Source organism: Pseudomonas chlororaphis subsp. chlororaphis (assembly GCF_003945765.1).
GTDB lineage: Bacteria > Pseudomonadota > Gammaproteobacteria > Pseudomonadales > Pseudomonadaceae > Aquipseudomonas > Aquipseudomonas chlororaphis.
Genome location: NZ_CP027712.1, coordinates 1,679,590 through 1,701,884, shown reverse-complemented (window position 1 = coordinate 1,701,884; position 22,295 = coordinate 1,679,590). Strand labels below are relative to the sequence as shown.

17 protein-coding genes are annotated in these 22,295 nt (G+C 63.6%); 9 read left to right on the top strand and 8 right to left on the bottom strand.

Annotation, left to right across the window (positions count from 1 at the left end):
* Positions 1-355 precede the first annotated feature (355 nt).
* Positions 356-1,054 (top strand): aquaporin Z, encoded by a 699-nt coding sequence (aqpZ, locus tag C4K27_RS07790; RefSeq protein WP_007920624.1) that lies wholly within the window; start codon positions 356-358, stop codon positions 1,052-1,054.
* Between the two features lie 15 nt (positions 1,055-1,069).
* Here the strand turns inward: aqpZ and C4K27_RS07785 are convergent, their stop codons facing one another.
* Entirely contained in the window at positions 1,070-2,194 is a 1,125-nt protein-coding gene (locus tag C4K27_RS07785; RefSeq protein WP_053260033.1) for a GNAT family N-acetyltransferase, read from the bottom strand.
* A 46-nt stretch (positions 2,195-2,240) separates the two neighbouring features.
* Positions 2,241-3,128 (bottom strand): LysR family transcriptional regulator, encoded by an 888-nt coding sequence (locus C4K27_RS07780; RefSeq protein WP_053260056.1) that lies wholly within the window; start codon positions 3,126-3,128, stop codon positions 2,241-2,243.
* 118 nt (positions 3,129-3,246) lie between these two features.
* Between C4K27_RS07780 and C4K27_RS07775 the strand changes: the two genes are divergently transcribed.
* The 8 genes from C4K27_RS07775 to mtr all read left to right on the top strand — a co-directional run bounded on the left by C4K27_RS07775 (position 3,247) and on the right by mtr (position 12,220).
* The gene (locus C4K27_RS07775; protein WP_007920621.1) at positions 3,247-4,614 is read left to right on the top strand and encodes an MFS transporter; all 1,368 of its coding nucleotides are present in this window, start codon (positions 3,247-3,249) and stop codon (positions 4,612-4,614) included.
* Positions 4,595-4,996, top strand: coding sequence for a hypothetical protein (locus C4K27_RS07770; protein ID WP_053260032.1), 402 nt, complete (start codon positions 4,595-4,597; stop codon positions 4,994-4,996). Before C4K27_RS07775 ends, C4K27_RS07770 begins: the two co-directional genes overlap by 20 nt.
* Before the next feature lie 14 nt (positions 4,997-5,010).
* Positions 5,011-5,958 (top strand): flavin reductase family protein, encoded by a 948-nt coding sequence (locus C4K27_RS07765; protein ID WP_053260031.1) that lies wholly within the window; start codon positions 5,011-5,013, stop codon positions 5,956-5,958.
* Positions 5,959-5,971: 13 nt separating this feature from the next.
* Positions 5,972-7,273, top strand: coding sequence for an aromatic ring-hydroxylating dioxygenase subunit alpha (locus C4K27_RS07760; protein WP_007920608.1), 1,302 nt, complete (start codon positions 5,972-5,974; stop codon positions 7,271-7,273).
* Positions 7,266-7,736: an aromatic-ring-hydroxylating dioxygenase subunit beta gene (locus tag C4K27_RS07755; protein ID WP_053260030.1), complete on the top strand. Its 471-nt coding sequence runs from the start codon at positions 7,266-7,268 to the stop codon at positions 7,734-7,736. Before C4K27_RS07760 ends, C4K27_RS07755 begins: the two co-directional genes overlap by 8 nt.
* An 18-nt stretch (positions 7,737-7,754) precedes the next feature.
* Positions 7,755-9,464: an NAD(P)/FAD-dependent oxidoreductase gene (locus C4K27_RS07750; RefSeq protein ID WP_053260029.1), complete on the top strand. Its 1,710-nt coding sequence runs from the start codon at positions 7,755-7,757 to the stop codon at positions 9,462-9,464.
* 36 nt (positions 9,465-9,500) lie between these two features.
* Complete coding sequence (locus tag C4K27_RS07745; protein WP_053260028.1) at positions 9,501-10,844, top strand: amidase family protein; 1,344 nt, start codon at positions 9,501-9,503, stop codon at positions 10,842-10,844.
* Positions 10,845-10,942: 98 nt separating this feature from the next.
* On the top strand, positions 10,943-12,220 hold the full coding sequence (gene mtr, locus C4K27_RS07740; RefSeq protein WP_053260027.1) for a tryptophan permease: 1,278 nt from the start codon (positions 10,943-10,945) through the stop codon (positions 12,218-12,220).
* 99 nt (positions 12,221-12,319) lie between these two features.
* On the opposite strand, the gene C4K27_RS07735 is transcribed toward mtr, so the two are convergent.
* The 6 genes from C4K27_RS07735 to aceK form a co-directional block, all read right to left on the bottom strand.
* Positions 12,320-13,663, bottom strand: a complete 1,344-nt coding sequence (locus tag C4K27_RS07735) for an OprO/OprP family phosphate-selective porin (RefSeq protein ID WP_053260026.1) — start codon at positions 13,661-13,663, stop codon at positions 12,320-12,322.
* 309 nt (positions 13,664-13,972) lie between these two features.
* Positions 13,973-14,206, bottom strand: a complete 234-nt coding sequence (locus C4K27_RS07730) for an anti-sigma factor family protein (protein WP_053260025.1) — start codon at positions 14,204-14,206, stop codon at positions 13,973-13,975.
* Positions 14,200-14,814, bottom strand: coding sequence for an RNA polymerase sigma factor (locus C4K27_RS07725; protein WP_007926857.1), 615 nt, complete (start codon positions 14,812-14,814; stop codon positions 14,200-14,202). Before C4K27_RS07725 ends, C4K27_RS07730 begins: the two co-directional genes overlap by 7 nt.
* Before the next feature lie 65 nt (positions 14,815-14,879).
* Complete coding sequence (locus C4K27_RS07720) at positions 14,880-16,001, bottom strand: beta-ketoacyl-ACP synthase III (protein WP_053260024.1); 1,122 nt, start codon at positions 15,999-16,001, stop codon at positions 14,880-14,882.
* 335 nt (positions 16,002-16,336) lie between these two features.
* Positions 16,337-20,248 carry an ATP-dependent RNA helicase HrpA gene (hrpA, locus tag C4K27_RS07715; protein ID WP_053260023.1) on the bottom strand — a complete coding sequence of 1,304 codons (3,912 nt, stop codon included), beginning with the start codon at positions 20,246-20,248 and terminating at the stop codon, positions 16,337-16,339.
* Between the two features lie 223 nt (positions 20,249-20,471).
* A complete protein-coding gene (aceK, locus tag C4K27_RS07710) occupies positions 20,472-22,193 on the bottom strand; it encodes a bifunctional isocitrate dehydrogenase kinase/phosphatase (protein WP_053260022.1) in 1,722 nt (573 codons plus the stop codon).
* Positions 22,194-22,295 lie beyond the last annotated feature (102 nt).

Here is a 22,295-nt window from a genome sequence, read left to right as displayed (position 1 = left end):
CCCAAAAAACGCCAGCACCCTTCGGGGCCCTGGCGTTTTTTTTGCGCCACCCTTCACCCGTAGCCGCTGCCGAGCCCGCGAGGCTGCGATCGGCGGCGCAGCCGTCGCAAACCGGTGAATGCGCTCTTTCAGGCAGATCAGGGTTACAGGCTTTGCGAGCGCTGCGCGCTCGATCGCAGCCTTCGGCAGCGGCTACAGAAAACGCCAGAGCCCCGTGAACAGGGCCCTGGCGTTTTTTTTCGCACTGGATTTGTAAAAAAAGCCTGCTGTACTGAGCCTAGGTTCTGGAGCAGGGCCTGTAGCCAGGCTGCACGGCTGCATAACGGCTTTATCGGATCGATAAGGAATAACTTCTATGTCGCTGTTCAAACGTTCAGTCACTGAGTTGTTAGGCACCTTCTGGCTGGTATTGGGTGGTTGCGGCAGCGCCGTACTGGCGGCCGCGTTTCCGGATGTCGGCATCGGCCTGCTCGGCGTGGCGCTGGCCTTCGGTCTTACCGTGCTGACGATGGCCTTCGCCATCGGCCATATCTCCGGCTGCCATCTCAACCCCGCGGTGTCCGTCGGCCTGGTGGTCGGCGGGCGTTTTCCGCTCAAGGAACTGCCCGCCTATGTCATCGCGCAAGTGATAGGCGGGGTGATCGCCGCGGCGCTGCTGTACTTCATCGCCAGCGGCAAGCCCGGCTTCGAGCTGGCCAGCGGCCTGGCCTCCAACGGCTATGGCGAACACTCGCCGGGGGGCTATTCACTGGCGGCGGGCTTTGTCAGCGAGCTGGTGATGACCGGGATGTTCGTGGTGATCATCCTCGGCGCCACCGATAAACGTGCGCCGGTGGGCTTCGCGCCGATCGCCATCGGCCTGGCGCTGACGCTGATCCACCTGATCTCGATTCCGGTGACCAACACCTCGGTCAACCCGGCGCGCAGCACCGGGCCGGCCTTGATCGTCGGCGGCTGGGCGATCCAGCAACTGTGGCTGTTCTGGCTGGCGCCGATTCTCGGCGCGGTGGTCGGCGGTGGCCTCTATCGCTGGCTGGGCAAGGAAGACAGCTGACAGCAACCCCGAGGGTCACGCCTGCCGATACGGCAGCGCGGCCCTCGCCTCTTCGGCGTAAGCCAGCACGCCCACCCGCTCCTGCTGGAGAAAATCCTTCACCGCCGCTTTCAAGCCGGGGTGTCGCAGGTAGTGCCAGGACCGGGTAATCACCGGCTCGAACCCCCGAATCAACTTGTGCTCGCCCTGGGCCCCAGCGTCGAAACGCTGCACCCCCTGGGCGATGGCGTAATCCATGCCCTGGTAGAAACAGGTTTCGAAATGCAGGCGATCGAATTCCGCCAGGCAGCCCCAGTAACGCCCGTAGAAACTGTCGCCACCGATCAGGCTGAAGGCCATGGCCACCGGCCTGGCGTTCTGCTTGGCCAGCACCACGCGAATGGCCTCGGGCATGCGCTCGGCCAGCAGGCTGAAAAAGGCCCGGGTCAGGTAGGGGGACTGGCGCCGCACCGCATAGGTATTGGCATAACAGGCGTAGACAAAATCCCACTGCGCTTCGCTGAGTTGCCGGCCTTCGAGCCACTCGAATTCGATGCCCTGCCCCGCCACCTGTTCGCGCTCCTTGCGCATCTGTTTGCGCTTGCGCGAACTGAGGGTATCGAGAAAGTCCTGGAAGTCCCGATAGCCGCGGTTCTGCCAATGGAACTGGCAACCCAGGCGCTGCAACCAACCGGCTTGCCCAGCCAGGGCGGCATCGGTAAAGGCGTCGGTGAAGTTGATATGGGCGCTGGAAAGCCCTTCGATCTCCAGGTAACCGGGCAGGCTTTGCAGCAGTTCAAGGCCGTCTTCCAGGCTTGCCGCCAGCAGCCGCGCGCCGCTGACCGGGCTGAAGGGCACGGCGCTCAGCAGCTTGGGGTAATACTCGATGCCGGCCCGGGCGCAGGCGTCGGCCCAGCCATGGTCGAACACGTACTCGCCGTAGGAATGCCACTTGCGGTAGCTGGGCAGCGCCGCGATCAGGCGTCCGTCTTGCACATGCAGCAGATGCTCGGCCTGCCAGCCAGAATTCGGGCCGAGGCTGCCGCTGTCTTCCAGCGCGCTGAGAAAGGCGTGGCGCAGAAACGGCTGGCCGTCACTGAGCAAACCGTCCCATTGCTGCGGATCGACGGCGGCCAGGCTGGTCAAGGATTGCAACGGCATTGGGTTCCCCGCGAGTGTGGTCCACGAACGCGCCGAGTATCGCCGATCACTGCCCCAGGTGCAGCAACAGGAAATCGATGAACGCCCGCGACTTGTGCGGCAGGTGCGAACTGTTGGGAAACACCACGTTCACCGACTGCGAAGGCAAGGCGTAGTCGGGCAGCAGGCGCACCAGCCGGCCGCTGGCCAGGTCGTCCTCGACCACCCAGCCGGGCAGTACCGACACCCCCAGGGACGACAGGGTCATGGCGCGAATGGCGGTGGAGGAATTGGATTCGAAATGATTGGGCCCGCTGACTTCGACCTGGCCCCGTTGCGGGTGGCTCAGGGTCCAGTTGGTCGGCCCTTGCAGGTTGCTGTTGGCGATCCACGGCACGCTGTTCAGGTCCAGGGGCTCGACCACCGGATGGCGCGCCAGAAAGTCCGGGCTGGCCACCAGGACGATGTCGTAGTCGGCCAGCTTGCGGCTCTTGAAAGCCGAGTCGGCGAGGTTGCCCAGGCGGATCACCAGGTCGAGTTTTTCCGCCACCAGATCATTCAACGAAGAGTTGAAGTTATAACAAAGACGGATCTCCGGATAACGCTCGGTGAACTTGGAAATGATCGGCAGTATATAGCGCTCGCCATACTCACTAGTTGAACTGAAACGCAACTTTCCAGAAATACGATTATGCCCATGCAGGACATTCTCGAAGGCATTGTCGATATCCGCGACAATGCCCTTGAACTCGTTATAAAAGTCCTGGCCTATTTCTGTCAGGGATATATTGCGGGTATTGCGGATTAACAGGGTCGCCGACAAAACTTCCTCGAGCGCCTTGACATGCAGGCTGGCCATGGCTTTGCTGATGCACAGGTAGTTGGCCGCCTTGGTATAGGAACCGAAATCGACAACCGCCAGGAATGTCTGGACGCGATTTAGATGCGTGTGCATGTTATAGCTCACCGTGTTGTAAATCATTGTCAAATCCCACCAAACAATGTTTCAAGTATAGGCGTATCGACACCCTCGGTCTATCGCTCCTATGATCCCGCCGCAAAAGGGAGATCATATGACTTATCGCTACAAAGTGGCTCTTATATTCCTCATCGGGTTCTTTATCGACTGTATAAACATATTCATGTCGGCCGTGGCTTTACCGAGTATTGCCCATGAGATGCACGTCTCGACTTCATCCGTGGCCTGGGTGGCCAATGCCTATATTCTCGGCCTGACCCTGATCATTCCGGTGAGCACCTGGCTGGCCGGACGTTTTGGCAGCCGCGAAACCCTCACCGCCTCGATGCTGGTGTTCAGCACCGCCGTGTGGATGTGCGGGATGGCCGGCAGCTTCCATGAACTGGTGATCTGGCGTTTCGTCCAGGGCATCGGCGGCGGCCTGCTGATCCCGGTGGGCCAGGCCCTGACCTTCAACCTGTTCCAGGGCCCGCAGCGGGCCAAGATCTCCACCCTGGTGATGGCCGTCGCCCTGATCGCCCCGGCCATTTCGCCGACCATCGGCGGCGTGATCGTCGACAGCAGCTCCTGGCGCTGGGTGTTCCACAGCAATATTCCGTTCTCGCTGATCGCCGCCGCCCTGTCCTGGCTGTGGATCAAGGAAGCCCGGCCCGCCAGCCTGGCGCGCCCGGACATCAAGGGCCTGCTGCTGGTCAGCGCGGCCCTGGGCAGCCTGCTGATGGGCATGTCGCTGTACGGCGGCGACTACCCGCCGCTGGCCGCCCTGAGCTGCCTGATGCTGGGGGTCACCTGCGTGGTGCTGTATGTCCTGCACTACCGCCGCTGCGACAACGCCATCGTCGAGTTGAGCCTGCTCAAGAGCAAGAAGCTCAGTACCTCGATCTTCATCTATTACGCGATTCCCGGGGTGTTCACCGGGGTCAACCTGCTGAGCATCTTCTTCCTGCAGAACAGCCTGCACTTCAGCGCCCAGCTGACCGGCATGTTCATGATCCTCTACGCCAGCGGCGCCTTCATCGCCATGCTGGTCTGCGGCCGGGTCTACAACCGCTTCGGCGCCCGGCGCCTGTTCACCCTCGGCATGCTCCTGCACAGCGCCGGCATCGCCACCCTGTACCTGGTCGACAGCGCCGCCGACCTGCCGATCATCGTCATCGCCTACTGCCTGATGGGCATCGGCGGCGGCATCGGCGCCAATACCGCGCAAACCACTTCGCTGATGGATTTCGAAGGTGCCGATACCCACAAGGGCAGCGTGATCTGGAACATCAACCGGCAGATGTCCTTCAGCATCGGCGCCGCGCTGTTCCTGATGATCTACAACCTGCTGCTCGCCCGCCTGGCGTCTACCCCGGCCTATCACCTGACCTTCGTCATCGCGGCGGTGATGGGTCTGTTACCCCTGTTGCAGATGAGCAACCTGACCACGCAAAAGGAATGTCATGCACAACACAATCGTTGAACAGGCCAAACACAGCATCCATGCGGTCCACGACCTGATCCACGCGGTCTTCACCGACCAGGACGGCAACGGCGCCGCCGCCATCGACCGCCTGCTGCCGGCCTTCGCCGAGCACTTCAGCATGGTCACCACCGCGGGCGCCATCGTCAGCCGCGAGCAGGTCGAACAGATGTTCCGCGGAGCCGTCGGTGCCCGCCCCGGCCTGGAAATCCTCGTCAGCGACCTGCACACCGTGTGGCACGAAGGCCACAGCGCGGCGATCCGCTACAAGGAAACCCATCGCCTGGAGCAGAAGGAAACCTCGCGCCTCTCGGTGGTGGTGATCCGCATCCATGAGCACTCGGCCCAGTGGCTGTACCTGCATGAAACACCGTTAAGCTGACAGCGAGTCACCCCATGAATTACCAGATCACCCAGTGCCTGATGCTCTCGCCAAGCATCAAGGAAATCACTCTGGCGCCTCTTGTGCCGGCCCCCTGCGAGACCACCGCCGGGGCCCACTTCAAATGGTGGATTCCCACGCTCGAGCAATGGCGTCACTACTCCCGGGTCGAACTGGCCGAACATGAGCTGCCCCCGGGCAGCCTGGTGTTCGCCATCCGCCTGAACCCCGACTCGCCCAGCAGCGCTTATATCCGCCAACTGAGCGTTGGCGATCAGGTACGGCTCGACGGCCCGTTCAATGCCTTCGACTACCAGCTGGACGACAGCGATGGCGCCGACATCGCCCTCGCTGGCGGCATCGGCATCACCCCGTTGACCGGCATCCTCAGCCATCTGCGAGCCCGGCAGCGCCCGGCGCGGCTGCACTATTTCGCCAAGAGCGCGGGCGACGCCGCCTATGCCACGCAGATGCGCGAGCTGTTGCAGGACAGCCTGAGCCTGCACTGCTCCGACTCGGCCGAAGGGCGCCCGTCGGTGGCCGCGGTGCTGGGCCAGTTGCAATCCCGGGACCGCCTGTACGTCTGTGGCCCGCAAGCCATGCTCAACGACGTGTTCAGCCATGCCCAGAGCCTGGGCTTTCCCCGCGAGCGCATCCACTTCGAAGTCTTCAACACCTGCCTGGCCGAGGATGACCCCGGCTTCGCCGTGCACGCCGCGGACTCCGGCGTCGACCTGCGGGTGCAGCCCGGCCAGTCCCTGCTCGACGCCCTCGAAGAGGCCGGCCTGGAGCCGCTCTACGACTGCCGTCGCGGTGAATGCGGGGTGTGCGAGCTGGACGTGCTGGAAGGTGAAGTCGATCACCGCGACTTCATCATGAGTCCGCAGCAGGCCGCCTGCAGCAACAAGATCTACCCCTGCGTATCCCGGGCCAAAAGCCCAAGCCTGAAACTGGTCATCTAAAGAGAGAACCTCGTTGGACAACTACTTCAACGGCAAGGAAGTGCATCGCACGCTGTTCCTTGATCCGTCGCTCTTCGAGCGAGAACAACAACAGGTATTCGCCGCCAGCTGGTGCTACCTGGGCCATGAAAGCCTGGTGCCGGAAACCGGCGACTTCTTCACCGGCGACATCGCCGGACAACCGCTGGCCATGGTCCGGCAGAAAAACGGCGAGATCGTCGTGCTGCACAACCGCTGCCCGCACAAGGGCGTGAAAGTGCTGGCCGAGCCGCAAGGCAATGTCGGCCGGTTCATCCGCTGCCCGTACCACGCCTGGACCTTCAAGACCGACGGCCAGCTGCTGAGCATCCCAGTGAAAAAGGAATACGACGACTGCGACCTCAGCAGCTGCGCCGCCCACAAGGGCATGCAGCCGGTGGCCGCGGTGGAGAACTACCGGGGCTTCGTGTTCGTGCGCCTCAAGGAGCAAGGTGTTGGCTTCAGCGAGTTCTTCGGCGACTCGCTGTCGACCCTGGACAACATGGTCATGCGCTCGCCCCAGGGGCAATTGCGCGCCATCGGCCAGCCCTTGCTGCACCGCCATCGCTGCAACTGGAAGATGGTGGTCGACAACCAGACCGACACCTGCCACCCGATGGTCGCCCACGAATCCTCGGCCGGCGAAGCTATTCGCCTGTGGAAGGAAACCGGGCACGACGGCCAGCCGCCGATGGCCGTGGAATTGTTCTCGCCGTTCATGGCGTCCTACGAGTTCTTCAGCGCCATGGGCATCCGTACCTGGCCCAACGGCCATGGCCACACCGGCGTCAGTAACTCGATCCACAAGGCCTATTCGAGCATTCCCGGCTACTGGGAGCTGATGGTCGAGAGCTACGGCGAAACCCAGGCCGCGGCGATCCTCGACGACACCCGGCACAACACCGTGTATTTCCCCAACCTGATGGTCAAGGGACCGATCCAGACCCTGCGGGTGATCCGCCCGATCTCGGCCAGCGAGACCGTGGTCGAGTCGTGGATCTTCGAGCTGGTGGGCGCGCCCGTGCAGTTGCTGGAAAGAACCGTGCAGTACAACAACCTGATCAACTCGCCATGCTCGATGGTCGCCCACGACGACGTGGAGATGTACGAGCGGGCCATGGACGGGCTGCGCAGCCAGGCCAACGACTGGGTGAATGTCGCCCGCCTGTTCGAACCGGGCGAAGCCTTTGAGCAGACCCAGGTGGTGTCCGGCACCAGCGAACGAGCCATGCGCAACTTCTACAACACCTGGCAGCAACTGATGCAGGCCCCAGACGGATCGACCGCCCATGGATAACTCGCCCCTCGAACAGCTGATCTACCAAGAGATCGCGCTTCTCGACCAACAGGATTTCGACGCCTGGCAACAACTGCTGTGCGACGACTTCCACTACTGGATTCCGCTGCGCCACGACCAACCCTGCCCGTTGCGCGAATCCTCGCTGCTGTATGAGGACCGCTTCCTCACCACCCTGCGCATCAACCGCCTGGCCAGTGCCCGCAACTTCTCGCAGCAGCCCAAGAGCCGCGGCCTGCACATTGCCCAGCGGCCAACGATCAGCCTCGATGCGGATGCCCTGAGTGCCCATTGCCGGACCCCGATGCTGTATTGCGAAGCCCGGGGCGACAGCGAATGGCATTACCCGGTGACCGTGGAACACCAACTGCTGTGCCTCGCCGGCCAGTGGAAGATCCAGCGCAAGAAAGTCCTCCTGCTCAACCCTTCCCGCGCGTTTGAAAGCCTGCAGCTCATCATCTGATTTCCGAGACCCTTACCTGTGAACTCCTCCCACTCCGGTTTCGAAGAAACCCAAGGCACCCGCTCGTTCCCCAACATCGACCTGTTGTACGACTATGGGCAGTTCCTGCGCCGTGCCACCCAGGCCATCGGTCACCTGCCGCCGGCGATCGCCGACAAGCACGTCGGTATCGTCGGCGCCGGCCTCAGCGGCCTGATCGCGGCCTATGAACTGCTGCGCGCCGGCGCCACCCGCATCACCCTGTTCGAAGCCTCGAAAGACCACCTTGGCGGGCGTTTCCTGACCCAGTGTTTCGACGAAACACAACCGCAGTTCATCGCCGAGATGGGCGCCATGCGCTTCCCGCCGAGCGAAGTCGGCCTGTTCCATTACCTGGATCGTTTCGGCATCGGCACCACCGAGGCCTTTCCCGACCCTGGGGTGGTCGACACCGAAATCCACTACCGTGGCGAAACCCACCACTGGCCGGCCGGGGAAAATCCACCGCCGATCTTCAACACCGTGCACCAGGGCTGGAACGCCTTTCTCAAGGAAGGCGTGCATCTGGACAACGGCACTTTCCTGGCGCCGCCGCTGCTGCTCACCGACCTGCTGGAAAAACAGCAATACGCCGAAGTGCAGCCGGAGTGGCAACGCTACCTGGACTGCTTTGGCGACCACTCCTTCTACTCGGCCATGGTGCAAATCTTCACCTCGAACAACCCGCCGGGCGGCAAGCGCTGGCGCAAGCCGGAAGACTTCCACCTGTTCGGTTCCCTGGGCATCGGCTCGGGTGGGTTCCAGTCGGTGTACCGGGCCTCGTTCACCGAGATCCTGCGGCTGGTGATCAACGCCTTCGAAGTCAACCAGCGGCTGGTGCCCAACGGCATTTCCACCCTCTGGGAGCGAATCGCCGACGAGGAATTCCACGGCATCGCCCTGCGCGACCGGATCTGCCGCACGCGCATCGAATCCATCAGCAAGGGCGCCGACGGGCAGATCCTGCTGCAAGGCTGCAATGGTGAAACCTATGGCTGCGACCGGGTGATCACCACCGCCACCACCCGCGCCCTGCAAGTCAACATGCGCCTCACCCAGGCCGAGCAGTTCGTCAATCGCGACGTGGCCCGGGCGATCAACGAAACCCATATGGTCGGCTCGTCCAAGCTGTTCATCCTGACCCGCGACAAGTTCTGGCTCAAACATGGCCTGGCGCAGAACATCCAGACCGATACCCTGGTCAAGGGCGTCTACTGCCTGGACTACGCCCCGCAGGACCCGGACTCCTGGGGCGTGGTGCTGATCAGTTACACCTGGGAAGACGACTCGCACAAAATGGTTTCGATGACCGACAAGGTCCAGCGCTGCAAGCGCCTGGTGGACGAACTGGCGATGAGCGCGCCGCAGTTCGCTAGCCACCTGGTGCCGCTGGACGGCGACTACCAGCGTTACGTACTGGAATACGACTGGCTCACCGACAAGCAGGCCCTGGGCGCCTTCAAGCTGAACTTCCCCGGCGACGACCTGTACTCCCAGCGCCTGTTCTATCAGTTCAAGACCGCCCTCGACCCGCAGCAGGACACCGGCCTGTACCTGGCCGGCTGCGGCAGCTCGTTTACCGGCGGCTGGGCCGAAGGCGCGGTACAGACCGCCCTGAACGGTGCCTGCGCGGTGATCGCCAGCCTCGGCGGCGAACTGCTCGAAGGCAACCCGCTGTTCGATCTGCAATCGCACTTCCGCTATTGCTGAGCCCAGGCCCCTACCGACTTTCGTTGAGACTTTTTCATGTACAGCCAGCTTTCGATCGAAGCGCTCGTTGACGGGTTTCGCCAGGGCAGCCTCTGCCTGGATTCCTGGCACCGCGCGCTGCTCGAGCAATACGCCGACGCCGGGCACCTGAACAGCTTCATCAGCTTCGCCGCGCAGGCGTTCAGCGGCGACACCGGCACGCCAGAGCAGCGCCAGGCACCGCTCTACGGCATCCCGGTTTCGTTCAAAGACAACATCAATGTCAGTGGCCTGGCGACCACCGCCGGCACCCCCGGCCTGGCCGACTACCACCCGGCCGCGGACGCCGGCATCGTCCAGCGCTTCAGGGCGCTGGGCGCGCGGGTCGCCGGCAAGAACAACATGCACGAGCTGTCGTTCGGCGTGACCTCGGCCAACCTGAGCTACGGCGCGGTGGTCAATCCGCGCCACCTGCAACACAGCGCCGGTGGCAGCAGCGGCGGTTGTGCCGCGGCCGTGGCCGCCGGCCTGGTGCCGTGCGCGGTGGGCACCGACACCGGCGGCTCGGTGCGGATTCCCGCGGCCTTCTGCGGCGTGGTGGGCTTCCGGCCGAGCACCGGGGTCTACCCTGGCGACGGCATCGTCCCGGTGTCCCAGACCAAGGACTCGCCAGGCCTGCTGACCCGCAGCCTGGAAGACGCGCTGTTCGTCCATCGGCATCTGACCGGTGCGTCCTGCGCCGCGCCGACCGAGCCCAAGCGCCTGCGCATCGGCATTCCCCAGCAGTTCTTCTGGTCCGAGCTGGAGACCAAGGTGCACAGCGATTGCCGCGCGGCGATCGATAGCCTGGCCGATCAGGGCGTGGAAATGGTGCCGGTGGACGACCGCCTGATCGGCGAGATCAACGAAAGCATCCAGTTCCCGCTGCCGATCTTCGAGTTCTTCATCGACTTCCCGCGCTTCCTGCTCAAGGCCGGCTGTGGCGAGCGGTTCCTCGAGATCCTGGCGCAGATCCGCGACCCGCAGATCAAGAAGACCCTGATGGCACAGTTGGAGAGCCCGGCCATTTCCTACGAAGACTACGTGCAGGCCTTGATGAGCAAGATCCGCCTGGATCGCGAATACGCCGGGCTGTTCCAGCAGCACCGGCTGGACCTGATCGCCTACCCGACCGTCAGCTGCACCGCGCCGCTGCTGAGCGACAGCGGCGCCCAGGAGCATTTCGAGCGTTTCGTGCGCAACACCGACCCGGCCAGCAACCTGGCGGCGCCGAGTGTCAGCGTGCCGGTGGCCGAGCCGGGCAGCCTGCCGGTCGGGCTGTCGTTCGACGCCTTGCCCGGGCAGGACCACCGGCTGCTACAGATGGCGCAGCAACTGAGCCGCCTGCTGGCTCTGCGCTGAATCGTCGCCCGGGTGCGCGGGAGCCGGCCTGCCGGTTTTCCGCACACCCGAGGTGCACCCTCGCTACCTCCAATAACAATTTCATTGCAGGCCTTGCCATGCGCGGTACGTCCATCGCTTCATCCCCTTCAACCTCCCACTGCACGGTCGCCGAACGCCGGCCTTCGGTCATCGGCGGCGCCATGATCATCGGCGGCACCATTGTCGGAGCGGGCATGTTCTCGCTGCCGGTGATGATGTCGGGCCTGTGGTTCCAAGGTTCCCTCGCGGTGCTGGCACTGTCGTGGTTCTGCACCCTGCACTCGGGGCTGATGATCCTCGAAGCCAACCTCAACTACCGGCCGGGGGCGAGTTTCTCGACCATCACCCGCGACCTGATCGGCCGGCGCTGGAGCCTGTTCAACGGCGCCACCCTGGTGTTCGTCCTGTACATCCTGACCTATGCCTACATCTCGGCCAGCGGCTCGGTGATCCGTCACACCGCCCACAATCTGGGCCTGGAGATTTCCTCGCGCAACGGCGGCCTGCTGTTCGCCCTGGCGGTGGCCCTGGTGGTCTGGCTCAGCACCGCGGCGGTCAGCCGCATCACCACCCTGGTGTTCGGTGCCAAGATCCTCGCCTTCTTCCTGACCTTCGGCGGCCTGCTCGGCCATGTGCAGCCAGAGGTTTTGCTCGATCGCGGCAACCCGCAACCGGACTACCTGCCCTATCTGTTCATGACCCTGCCGTTCTGCCTGACCTCCTTCGGCTTTCACGGCAACGTGCCGAGCCTGATGAAGCACTACGGCAAGGACCCGCAGCGCATCCGCAACTGCCTGCTGATCGGCACCCTGATCGCCCTGGTGCTGTACACGGTGTGGATGCTCTGCACCATGGGCACCCTGCCCCGCGAGCAGTTCAAGGACATCGCCCGCCAGGGCGGCACCATCGATGTGCTGATCAGCGCCCTGGGCAGCATGCTCGACAGCGCCCGGGTGGACCTGCTGCTGACCCTGTTCTCCAACTTTGCCGTGGCCTGTTCGTTCCTCGGCGTCACCCTGGGGTTGTTCGACTACATCGCCGACTCCCTGGGCTTCGACGACAGCCCCCAAGGCCGCCTGAAAAGCGCGCTGGCCACCTTCGCCCCGCCGATCGGTTGCGCGCTGATCTGGCCGGAAGGCTTCATCCTCGCCATCGGTTTTGCCGGCCTGGCGGCGACCGTCTGGGCGGTGATCACCCCGGCCCTGCTCGCCCACGCCTCGCGCAAACGCTTCGCCAGCCCGCTGTACCGGGTCTGGGGCGGCACGCCGATGATCGTCCTGGTGCTGCTGTTCGGCCTGGCCAACGCCCTGGCCCATCTGCTGTTCAGCTTCGACCTGCTGCCGGTCTGGCGTTAGTCGAATGGCCGGGCAAAAAAAAGCCCCGCCGGAGCGGGGCTGAAACGAAAGGGAGCTTTAACGGATGAGGAAGAGCTCTTTACAGCCAGTGCATCGATATCAGAACACGTACTGGGCGCGAATGATGAAGCCGTCGCCGTCGTCGTCGCCGGTGCGGGCAGCCGGTGTGCTACCGCTGAGGACTGTGGCGTTAGTGACCTTGTCGGTCTTGGCCTTGACGTAGGTGGCGGAGATCTTCACCGCTTCGTTGGCGTACCAGTTCACACCCAGGTTGTGCACCTTGACTTCGGCATCGCCGACGTCGCGGGTCAGGCTGGCGGTGGTGATGTTGTCGTCTTCCACGGTCAGGCTGTCGTAACGATAGAACAGTTCCCAGGCGCCGAAGGCTTTGTTGGCCGGTTTGATGGCGTCGAACTTGCCCACCTTGTAGCCGCGGGATTCGCCGGTCAGGGTATAGGCGCCCTGCACGTAGAAACCGTGGCCCTTGATGTCTTCGTAAGCGCTGGAATCAGCCTTGGTCTTGCGGGTGATGTATTCGCCCTGGATCGAGGCCGGGCCCATGGCGAACGCGGCCTCCAGACCCAGCGCGGTGTCGCGGTCGTAGGAACCGGCCGGCGAAGAGGAGCTGCCGCCCAACACCGGACGGTTGCCATTACCACCGGCATCGTTACCGCCGAGAGTGTCCACGCCACGCATGCCCATGCGGGTGCGATAACGGGAGTCGAACGCGGTGTCGGAGACATCGCGCGAAGCCACGTTCACACCGAAGTGCAGGACGTTGCCGGCATCGTGCATCGGGGCGAAGACGAAGCGACCGTTGACCTGCTTGACGCTGTCGCCATCGGTGTCGTCGGTGTCCTTGCTGAACACGCCGGCCGAGGCATAGAAGGAGTCGGCGAAGGTGCTGGAAGCCTGCAGGCCCATACCGTTCTGGTGGGTGTTGGCCCAGTCGATCATGTCGTAGGCGATGTTACGTTCCGGCGCGGTGACCCACTTGGAGCTGGTGGCTTTTTCCAGGCCGAAGTCCGGGTCGAAACGACCGACCTTGATCGACACCGGCTTGAAGCCGTTGTAGGCCAGCGAGGCTTCGTCGAAGTAACCGTTTTCGGAGTCGCCGGTGTTGTGGGAGAAGTCGTAGTTGATGGTGTAGGCCCAGTCGGTGTACAGCACGCCGGACAGTTCGAGGAAGGCGCGACGGAAGTAAGCGGCGTCGGCGGTGTCACCGTTCTTGGTGTAGACACCGTCGAAGCGGCTGTAGTCGGCTTGCAGGCGGCCACCGAGCTTGAAGCTGAACTCTTTGTCCGTGGTGGCGACCTCAAGGCCGCCCTTGGTCTTGACTACGATATCGGCGCCATCGGTGGTGACGGTGCCAGCGAAAGCCTGGGCGGTAACTGCCAGGGCCAGGGCGCTGGCGGCAAAACCGGCGAAGTGCTTACGGATCATCGAAGATTTCCCCTAATTGGTGGTCTGTAGCGCTGGAAAAAACACGCGAGTCAGGCCCGCTTGTGTTGGGAGGGAATCTTGGCGGCGGGTTATTTCAGGGGAGTTGCCGATAGATAAAGATTTGATGACAGCGGAACTTTTTTACTTCCAAACGAAATAAGGCAAAAAGCCTGTACTAGAGCGGTCGGCGGGGTATTAGGGGGAAAACGAAACCCTGTAGCCGCTGGCGAAGCCTGCGATCGAGCGCGAAGCGGTCGCGCTCTTGAGGACCTTGAGGCTTCAGCGGTTACGGGAGGATTGTCGGGTGAATCAGGCGTTGCGCTTGCGCTCGGCGGCCAGGCGGTCGGCCAGCGCATCGATATCGGCGACAGGTCCTTCCGGCATCTTGCGCAAGGTGGCCTGCATCAGGCGCATCTGCCGCAGGAAGCGCCGGCAATTGGGGCAGAACAACAGGTGATGGCGCTGGATCAGGCGCTGGCGAAAGCTCAGCTGACCATCGAGATAGTCGCTGGAGCGTGCCACTTGTTCCTTGCAGGTCAGCATTGGCCGGTCTCCTCGAAGTGCTCCACCGTAGCAAAAATCTTCAGCCGCGCCCGGTGCAGCAGCACCCGGACATTGGAGAGGGAAATGTCCAGAAGATTACAGATCTCCTCCAGCTCCAGGCCCTGGCGCTCGCGCAGGGTCAACACGCTGCCTTGCAGTTCCGACAGGCTCAGCAAAGTGTGCTCCAGGCATTCGCGCAGTTCGGCCTCGGTAAGCAGGGCTTCCGGGGTATCGGCGTGCCAGGCGAACGGCGCCACCAGCCAGTGCCCGTCAGAGGAAGAAAAACGCTCGTCGCCGATGGTGCCGTGGGGTGCCGGCAAGTCATCCAGCAGGACTTCGCGGCGGTTCTGTTTGTAGCGGCTTTTTGCCGAGTTGGCGGTGATGGTCAACAGCCAGGTCTTGAGGCTGGAACGCCCCTGGAAACCGGCCAGGTTGCGCACCACCGACAGCCAGGCATCCTGCACCACTTCGTCGGCGTGGCGCTGGCCGACAATGGCGTAGGCCACGGCGCGCATGGCGCTCTGGTAGGTGCCGACCAGTTCCTTGTAGGCCTTTTGCTCGCCGGCCAACAGGCGTTCAAGCAGTTGCGTGTCGTCAGCTGCGGACATTCATGCCTCGTAATCGGAATCCAGGATCGCAACCGCTGAAGCAGCGGCTGCGATCCATAAGACTGTCAACGCTTGCGCAGAAGCACACTGCCAATCGAATAACCGGCGCCGAACGAGCTGAGCACCGCCAGCGAGCCGCTGCTCAGGTCGTCCTGATTCTTGTGGAACGCGATCACCGAACCGGCCGAACTGGTGTTGGCGTAGGTGTCGAGAATCACCGGTGCTTCCTCTTCGGTGGCCTCGCGGCCCAGCAGCTTCTTGACGATCAGGTGGTTCATGCTGAGGTTGGCCTGGTGCAGCCAGAAACGCTTCACGTCGCTGACGTTCAGCTGGTTTTCCTGCAGGTGCTCGGCGATCAGTTCCGCCACCATCGGGCAGACGTCGCGGAACACCTTGCGGCCTTCCTGCACGAAGAGTTTGTCCGGCGCGCCGATACCCTCTTCCGCGGCGCGGTTGAGGAAGCCGAAGTTGTTGCGGATGTTGTTGGAGAACTTGGTCAGCAGCTTGGTGCTGATGATGTCGAACTGGTACGGCGAGGTGGCCAGGTCTGCCCGTTCGATGATCACCGCGGTGGCCGCGTCGCCGAAGATGAAGTGGCTGTCGCGGTCACGGAAGTTCAGATGGCCGGTGCAGACTTCCGGGTTGACCATCAGGATCGCCCGGGCCAGGCCCAGTTGCACGCTGTTGCAGGCCGCCTGGATGCCGAAGGTGGCCGAGGAGCAGGCCACGTTCATGTCGAAACCGAAACCTTCGATACCCAGGGCTTCCTGGACTTCGATGGCGATGGCCGGGTAGGCGCGTTGCAGGTTGGAGCAGGCGACGATCACCCCGTCGATGTCCGCGGCGGTCTTGCCGGCGCGTTGCAGGGCCTGTTCGGCAGCGCCGATGGCCATCTGGCAGAGCACCGACCATTCGTCGTTGGAACGCTCGGGCAGGCGCGGGGCCATGCGTTGCGGGTCGAGGATGCCGTCCTTGTCCATGACAAAGCGACTTTTGATGCCAGAGGCTTTTTCGATGAAGGCCGCGCTGGATTCGGTCAGGGCCTGAACCTCGCCGCGCTCGATCGCTTGCGCGTTATCGGCGTTGAACTGATGCACGTAGGTGTTGAAAGACTCCACCAGCTCTTCGTTGGAGATGCTGTTGGCCGGGGTGTACAGGCCAGTGCCGCTGATGACGACGTTATGCACGGTCGTTCCTCTATTCTGTTCAGGCAGAAGGTATTGGCACCGTCGTACCAAACCGTAAATGGTCTATCCCGACTGGCGGAATAGGACCTGACATCGCTTTATTCCGCTTTGCCCGGGCGGCGAACGCTCAAAACCGCGGGGCCGGCATTTATAACGGCGAAGTTTGCCATAAACGCCGGCGTTTAGCCCCATCGGCAAGCGTAGTCGGCGCAACATCGCCGATCCCTGTAGCCGCTGCCGCAGGCTGCGATCGACCTCGAAGAGGGTGTGCCCTTGAGATCGCGGGAAGGTCCTGCGGACCTTATCGCAGCCTGCGGCAGCGGCTATAGATCGCGTCAGGCTTCCACCTGGCTCCACTGCTTGTTCAGGCGCTTGTCGGAAATCGGCGCCTTGGTGCCCAATTGCTGGGCGAACAGCGAGACCCGGTATTCCTCCAGCCACCAGCGGTACAATTCCAGTTGCGGGTCGCGCTTGCCTTCCTGGGCATGTTTGCCCGCCCGCGCCTGGTACTGGTTCCACAGGCCGGCCAGTTCGGTACTCCAGACCCGGTCCTTCTGCACCTGGCTGCCGAGCTTCTCAAAGCGCAGCTCGACGGCCTTGAGGTAACGCGGCAGTTCCTTGAGCCACTGCGCCGGGGTCTCGCGGACAAAACCCGGGTATACCAGATGGCTTAGCTGCGACTTGATGTCGTTCAGCGCCACCGCCTGGGCCAGGTCGATCTTGCCCTTGAAGCGCTTTTGCAGGCCATGCCAGAGCTTGAGGATCTCCAGGGTCAGGCGCGCCAGGCGCTCGGCGTGCTCGGTCCAGCTGCCGCGCTTGCGCTCGGCCAGCGAGGCCAGGCCGGCGCCATCGCGCGGCAGGCTGTCCTCGCCCTCCAGCACGCAGCTGTCGAGGCTGGCCAGCAGGATGTCTTCCACCAGGGCATCGACGCGCCCCAGTTCGCGATACAGCAGGCCCAGCTCAGTCAGCCCCGGCAGCTTGTTGCGCAGGAACTTGGCCGGCTCGGCCAGCTGTTGCAGCAACAGGCGCTGCAAGGCGCGGCGATGCTGGAACTCGGCTTCGGCCGGGGTCGAGAAGCGCCCTTCCTTGACGGTCCCGCCTTCTTCTACCAGCGCCGGATACACCGTCATCGACAGCCCGGCGATCTTCTGCTGGGTTTTCTCCGCCACCGCGGCGAATATCTTGGCTTCCACCGGCTGCTGGCTTTTCGCGGTTTGTGGCACGGCCAGGGCGGCCTGGCTGGCCTCGGCGAAACGCGCGGTCAGCTCGGCCAGGTCGCGGCCTTCGCCGAGAAACTTGCCCTGGGCATCGACGATTTCCAGGTTCATCCGCAGGTGGCTTTCCACCTGTTGCGCCGACTCGGCCCAGGCCTCGTCGCTGACCCGCGCCCCGGTCATGCGCAGCAGTTCGCGGCCCAGGGCCTGGGGCAGCGAGCCCTGGGCGAAGTCGATACGCGCCAGGGCCGCCTTGACGAAGTCCGGCACCGGTACGAAGTTCTTGCGCAGCGCCTTGGGCAGGTTGCGCACCAGGGCGATGCACTTGGCTTCCACCAGCCCCGGCACCAGCCATTCCAGGCGCTCGGCGGGCAAGGCCGGCAGCAGCGGCGCCGGCACCCGCAGGGTTACGCCGTCCCGTGGATGGTTGGGCTCGAAGTGGTAACTCAGGGCCAGTTCCAGATCGCCGATCTGCAGGGTGTCCGGGTACTGCATGGCGGTGACTTCGCTGGCCTCGCGGGCCAGCACGTCTTCCTCGCGCATGATCAGCAACTGCGGGTCTTTCTGGCTATGCACCCGGTACCAGCTGTCGAAGGTCGCGGTCTGGTGGATCTCCGCCGGCAGGCGCGCGTCGTAGAAGGCGAACAGGGTTTCCTCGTCGGCGAGGATGTCGCGGCGCCGGGCCTTGGCTTCCAGTTCGTCGAGCTGCTCGAGCAGCCGCGTATTAGCGCTCAGGCACTTGGCTTTCGACTGGATCTCGCCACGCACCAGGCCCTCGCGGATAAACAGCTCGCGCGACACCACCGGGTCCACCGGGCCGTAATGCACCGGGCGGCGGCCGACCACGATCAGGCCGAACAGGGTGATCTGCTCGTAGGCCACCACCTGCCCGCGCTTCTTCTCCCAATGGGGTTCGAAGTGGTTTTTCTTGATCAGGTGCCCGGCCAGCGGCTCGATCCAGTCGGCGTCGATCTTCGCCACCATGCGCGCGTAGAGCTTGGTGGTTTCCACCAGTTCGGCGGTCATCAGCCATTGCGGGCGCTTCTTGCCGATCCCCGACGACGGGTGAATCCAGAAGCGCCGCTGGCGGGCGCCGAGGTAGTCGCCCTCCTCGGTCTTCTGGCCGATCTGGCTCAGCAGCCCGACCAGCACCGCCTTATGCAGCTTCGGATAATCGGCCGGCTCCTTGTTCAGGCTCAATTGCAGGTCGCGGCAGATCAAGCTCAACTGGCGATGGGAGTCGCGCCACTCGCGCAGGCGCAAGTAGTTGAGGAAGTTCTTGCGGCACCAGTTACGCAATGGGCTGGCGGTCAGCGCCTGGCGCTGCTCTTCGAAGCCGCGCCACAGATTGACCAGCCCGGCGAAATCCGAGTCGGCGTCTTTCCATTGCGCGTGGGCCTGGTCGGCCGCCTGCTGGCGCTCCGGCGGCCGCTCGCGCGGGTCCTGGATCGACATGGCGCTGGCGACGATCAGCACTTCCTGCAGGCTACCCAGCTTCGCCGCTTCCAGCAGCATGCGGCCCATGCGCGGGTCCACTGGCAGGCGCGCCAGCTGGCGGCCCAGCGGCGTCAGCTGGCTGTTGCGGTCCACCGCCGAGAGCTCTTGCAGCAGGTTGAAACCGTCGCTGATGGCCTTGCCATCCGGCGGCTCGATAAAGGGGAACGCGGTGATTTCACCGAGGCGCAGATGGAGCATCTGCAGGATCACCGCCGCCAGGTTGGTACGCAGGATTTCCGGGTCGGTGAATTCCGGACGGCCGTTGAAATCCTCTTCGCTGTACAGGCGCACGCAGATGCCCGGCTCGACCCGGCCGCAGCGGCCTTTGCGCTGGTTGGCGCTGGCCTGGGAAATCGCCTCGATGGGCAGGCGCTGGACCTTGGCCCGGTAGCTGTAGCGGCTGATGCGCGCGGTGCCGCTGTCGATCACGTAGCGGATGCCCGGCACGGTCAGCGAGGTCTCGGCGACGTTGGTCGCCAGCACTACCCTACGGCCCGGGTGCGACTGGAAAATCCGCTGCTGCTCGGCCGGCGACAGGCGCGCGTACAGCGGCAGGATCTCGGTGTGCTTGAGCTGGGCCTTGCGCAGCATTTCGGCGGCGTCGCGAATCTCCCGCTCGCCCGGCAGGAACACCAGCACGTCACCCGGGCTGCAGCGCTCGCTGCGCTCATGGGCGGCGATTTCATCGAGGGTGGCAAGGATCGCCTGATCCACCGTCAGGTCGTCCTCGACCCGGTTGCCCTCTTCGTCCTGCTCCAGGGTCAGCGGGCGGTACCAGGTTTCCACCGGGAAGGTGCGGCCGGAGACCTCGACAATCGGCGCATTGTCGAAGTGCTTGGAGAAGCGCTCCAGGTCGATGGTCGCCGAGGTGATGATGACCTTGAGGTCCGGGCGCCGCGGCAGCAGGGTCTTCAGGTAGCCCAGCAGGAAGTCGATGTTCAGGCTGCGTTCGTGGGCTTCGTCGACGATGATCGTGTCGTAGCGTTCCAGGTAGCGGTCGTTCTGGGTTTCCGCCAGCAGGATGCCGTCGGTCATCAGTTTGATCAGGGTGTTGGAATCGCTCTGGTCCTCGAAGCGCACCTGATACCCCACCAGGGCACCCAGCGGCGTCGCCAGCTCTTCGGCGACCCGGCTGGCGACGCTGCGCGCGGCGATCCGCCGGGGCTGGGTGTGGCCGATCAAGCCGTGCTGGCCGCGACCGATTTCCAGGCAGATCTTCGGCAGCTGGGTGGTTTTGCCCGAGCCGGTTTCGCCAGCGATGATCAATACCTGGTGCTTTTGCAGCGCCGCCTTGATCTCGTCGCGCTTGGCGGCGATCGGCAGGCTGTCGTCGTAGCGAATCGACGGCACGCTGGCGCGCCGCGTCAGTACCTGGGCGCAGGACGCCTGCATGCGCTCGACCCACTGCGCCAGCTTGGCCTCATCGGGCTTCTTGCGCAGCTCAAGCAGCTGCCGACGCAACCGGTGGCGGTCGGCGAGCATGGCGTGATCAAGGTTTTTCAGCAGTTGGTCGATTGCAGGCGATTCGGAAGTCATCGGGTACGCAAGGGTCGTCTTAATTTATGCAGGGGGCGGATTGTCGCAGATTTAACGAGCGAACGAGATCCTTGTAGCCGCTGGCGTAGCCTGCGTTCGGCTGCGAAGCAGTCGTAAAACCTGCTTCCCGAGTATTACTGATGTACCGCGAGCAGCGGTTTTGCGAGGACTTCGTCCTCGGACGCAGGCTTCGCCAGCGGCTACAGAGGCGCGCGGTGCAGGCTTATTCGTTATCCCGGTCCTTGCGCCGGTACGGGAACACATCGATCACCTTGCCGGCGCGAATGGCCTCCTGCAGGCCTTTCCAGTAATCGGCGTTGTACAACTCGCCGTGCAACTGGTCGAACAGCTTGCGCTGCCCGGCGTCGGCGAACAGGAACGGCGGGAACTCCTCGGGGAACACGTCCAGCGGGCCGATGGAATACCAGGGCTCGGAGGCCATCTCGTCCTCCGGGGTACGCGGCGCCGGGATGTGGCGGAAGTTGGCTTCGGTAAGGAAGCAGATCTCGTCGTAGTCGTAGAACACCACCCGGCCATGGCGGGTGACGCCGAAGTTCTTCAGCAGCATGTCACCGGGAAAGATGTTGGCCGCGGCCAGTTGCTTGATCGCCAGGCCGTAGTCCTCCAGCGCCTCGCGCACCTGGGCCGGGTTGGCGTGGTCCAGGTAAAGGTTGAGCGGGGTCATGCGCCGCTCGGTCCAGCAGTGGCGGATCAGCACCGTATCGCCCTCCACCGACACCGTGGACGGTGCGACTTCCAGCAGTTCCTCCAGGCACGCGGGGTCGAACTTGCCCAGGGGAAAGCGGAAATCGGCGAACTCCTGGGTATCGGCCATGCGCCCGACCCGGTCGACGCTTTTCACCAGGCGGTACTTCTCGATCACCGTGGCACGGTCGACGTTTTTCGACGGCGAGAAACGGTCCTTGATGATCTTGAACACGGTGTTGAAGCCCGGCAGGGTGAACACGCTCATGACCATGCCGCGCACGCCCGGGGCCATGATGAACTGATCGTCGGTGTTGGCCAGGTGGTTGATCAGCGCCCGGTAGAACTCGGACTTGCCGTGCTTGTAGAAACCGATGGAGGTGTACAGCTCGGCGATGTGCTTGCCCGGCAGGATGCGCTTGAGGAAACCGATGAACTCCGCCGGCACCGGCACGTCGACCATGAAATAGGAGCGGGTGAAGGAAAAGATGATCGACACATCGGCTTCGTCGGTGATCAGCGCGTCGATCTGGATCCCCCGCCCTTCGCGGTGCAGCAGCGGAATCACCAGCGGCCACTGCTCGTCGTGGGTGTAGATGCGGCCCACCAGGTAGGCGCCCTTGTTGCGGTACAGCACCGAGGAAAACAACTCCACCGCCAGTTCCGGGTCCTTGCACACCCAGTCCGGCAGGTTCTCCCGCAGTTGCGACTCCAGGCGCCGCAGGTCGCCGGGCAGGTCGGCGTAGGCCTCGCTGAAGCTGTAGTCGACGAAGATCTGTTCGAGCATCGTCGACAGATGGCCTTGCGGCCGGTAGGTGCGGGTCTGCGCGGCCCGGGCGCGGCGCAGGCTCGGCCGCGTGGTGTGGATGAACATGCAGCCGTCGCTGATCAGGTCATGGCTGAACAGGCCGCAGAAGGCCGAGTTGTACCAGGTCTCGGACAGCTCATCGTCGAAGCGCAGGTCGATCAGGCTGATATAGGCGCTTTTCACCAGCGGCCACTGATTGACGTCGAGCAGGGTCTCCAGGTCGAAGGTCGTACGCAGCCGCTGCACGGTCTCGCTGACCTTTTCCTCGTACAGGTTGATCCGTGCCGCCGAGGCGGTCTGTGCCTCCTGCCACTGCGCCTGCTCGAAGCGCGCCCGGGCACCGTCGGTGATCTGGCGAAAATGCTCGCGGTAATCGTCGAAGCCATCGAGGATCGTTCGAGCGATATCGGCGGCGGGCCATTTCTGCGGCATGGTGAGACCTCTGCGGGAATTCGGAAAGGCCTGAGCTTAGCCAGTGAACCGGGTGCAGGAGAAGTGCAATTTTTCCGTAGAGAGAAGGATCCCACCAATTCG

Coding starts and splice junctions, on each gene's coding strand:
- C4K27_RS07770 (WP_053260032.1), top strand. CDS start 4,595: ATGCACAACACAATCGTTGAACAGGCCAAACACAGCATCCATGCGGTC.
- C4K27_RS07725 (WP_007926857.1), bottom strand. CDS start 14,814: ATGTCCGCAGCTGACGACACGCAACTGCTTGAACGCCTGTTGGCCGGC.
- C4K27_RS07775 (WP_007920621.1), top strand. CDS start 3,247: ATGACTTATCGCTACAAAGTGGCTCTTATATTCCTCATCGGGTTCTTT.
- C4K27_RS07755 (WP_053260030.1), top strand. CDS start 7,266: ATGGATAACTCGCCCCTCGAACAGCTGATCTACCAAGAGATCGCGCTT.
- C4K27_RS07765 (WP_053260031.1), top strand. CDS start 5,011: ATGAATTACCAGATCACCCAGTGCCTGATGCTCTCGCCAAGCATCAAG.
- C4K27_RS07745 (WP_053260028.1), top strand. CDS start 9,501: ATGTACAGCCAGCTTTCGATCGAAGCGCTCGTTGACGGGTTTCGCCAG.
- aceK (WP_053260022.1), bottom strand. CDS start 22,193: ATGCCGCAGAAATGGCCCGCCGCCGATATCGCTCGAACGATCCTCGAT.
- C4K27_RS07780 (WP_053260056.1), bottom strand. CDS start 3,128: ATGCACACGCATCTAAATCGCGTCCAGACATTCCTGGCGGTTGTCGAT.
- C4K27_RS07785 (WP_053260033.1), bottom strand. CDS start 2,194: ATGCCGTTGCAATCCTTGACCAGCCTGGCCGCCGTCGATCCGCAGCAA.
- hrpA (WP_053260023.1), bottom strand. CDS start 20,248: ATGACTTCCGAATCGCCTGCAATCGACCAACTGCTGAAAAACCTTGAT.
- mtr (WP_053260027.1), top strand. CDS start 10,943: ATGCGCGGTACGTCCATCGCTTCATCCCCTTCAACCTCCCACTGCACG.
- C4K27_RS07730 (WP_053260025.1), bottom strand. CDS start 14,206: ATGCTGACCTGCAAGGAACAAGTGGCACGCTCCAGCGACTATCTCGAT.
- aqpZ (WP_007920624.1), top strand. CDS start 356: ATGTCGCTGTTCAAACGTTCAGTCACTGAGTTGTTAGGCACCTTCTGG.
- C4K27_RS07735 (WP_053260026.1), bottom strand. CDS start 13,663: ATGATCCGTAAGCACTTCGCCGGTTTTGCCGCCAGCGCCCTGGCCCTG.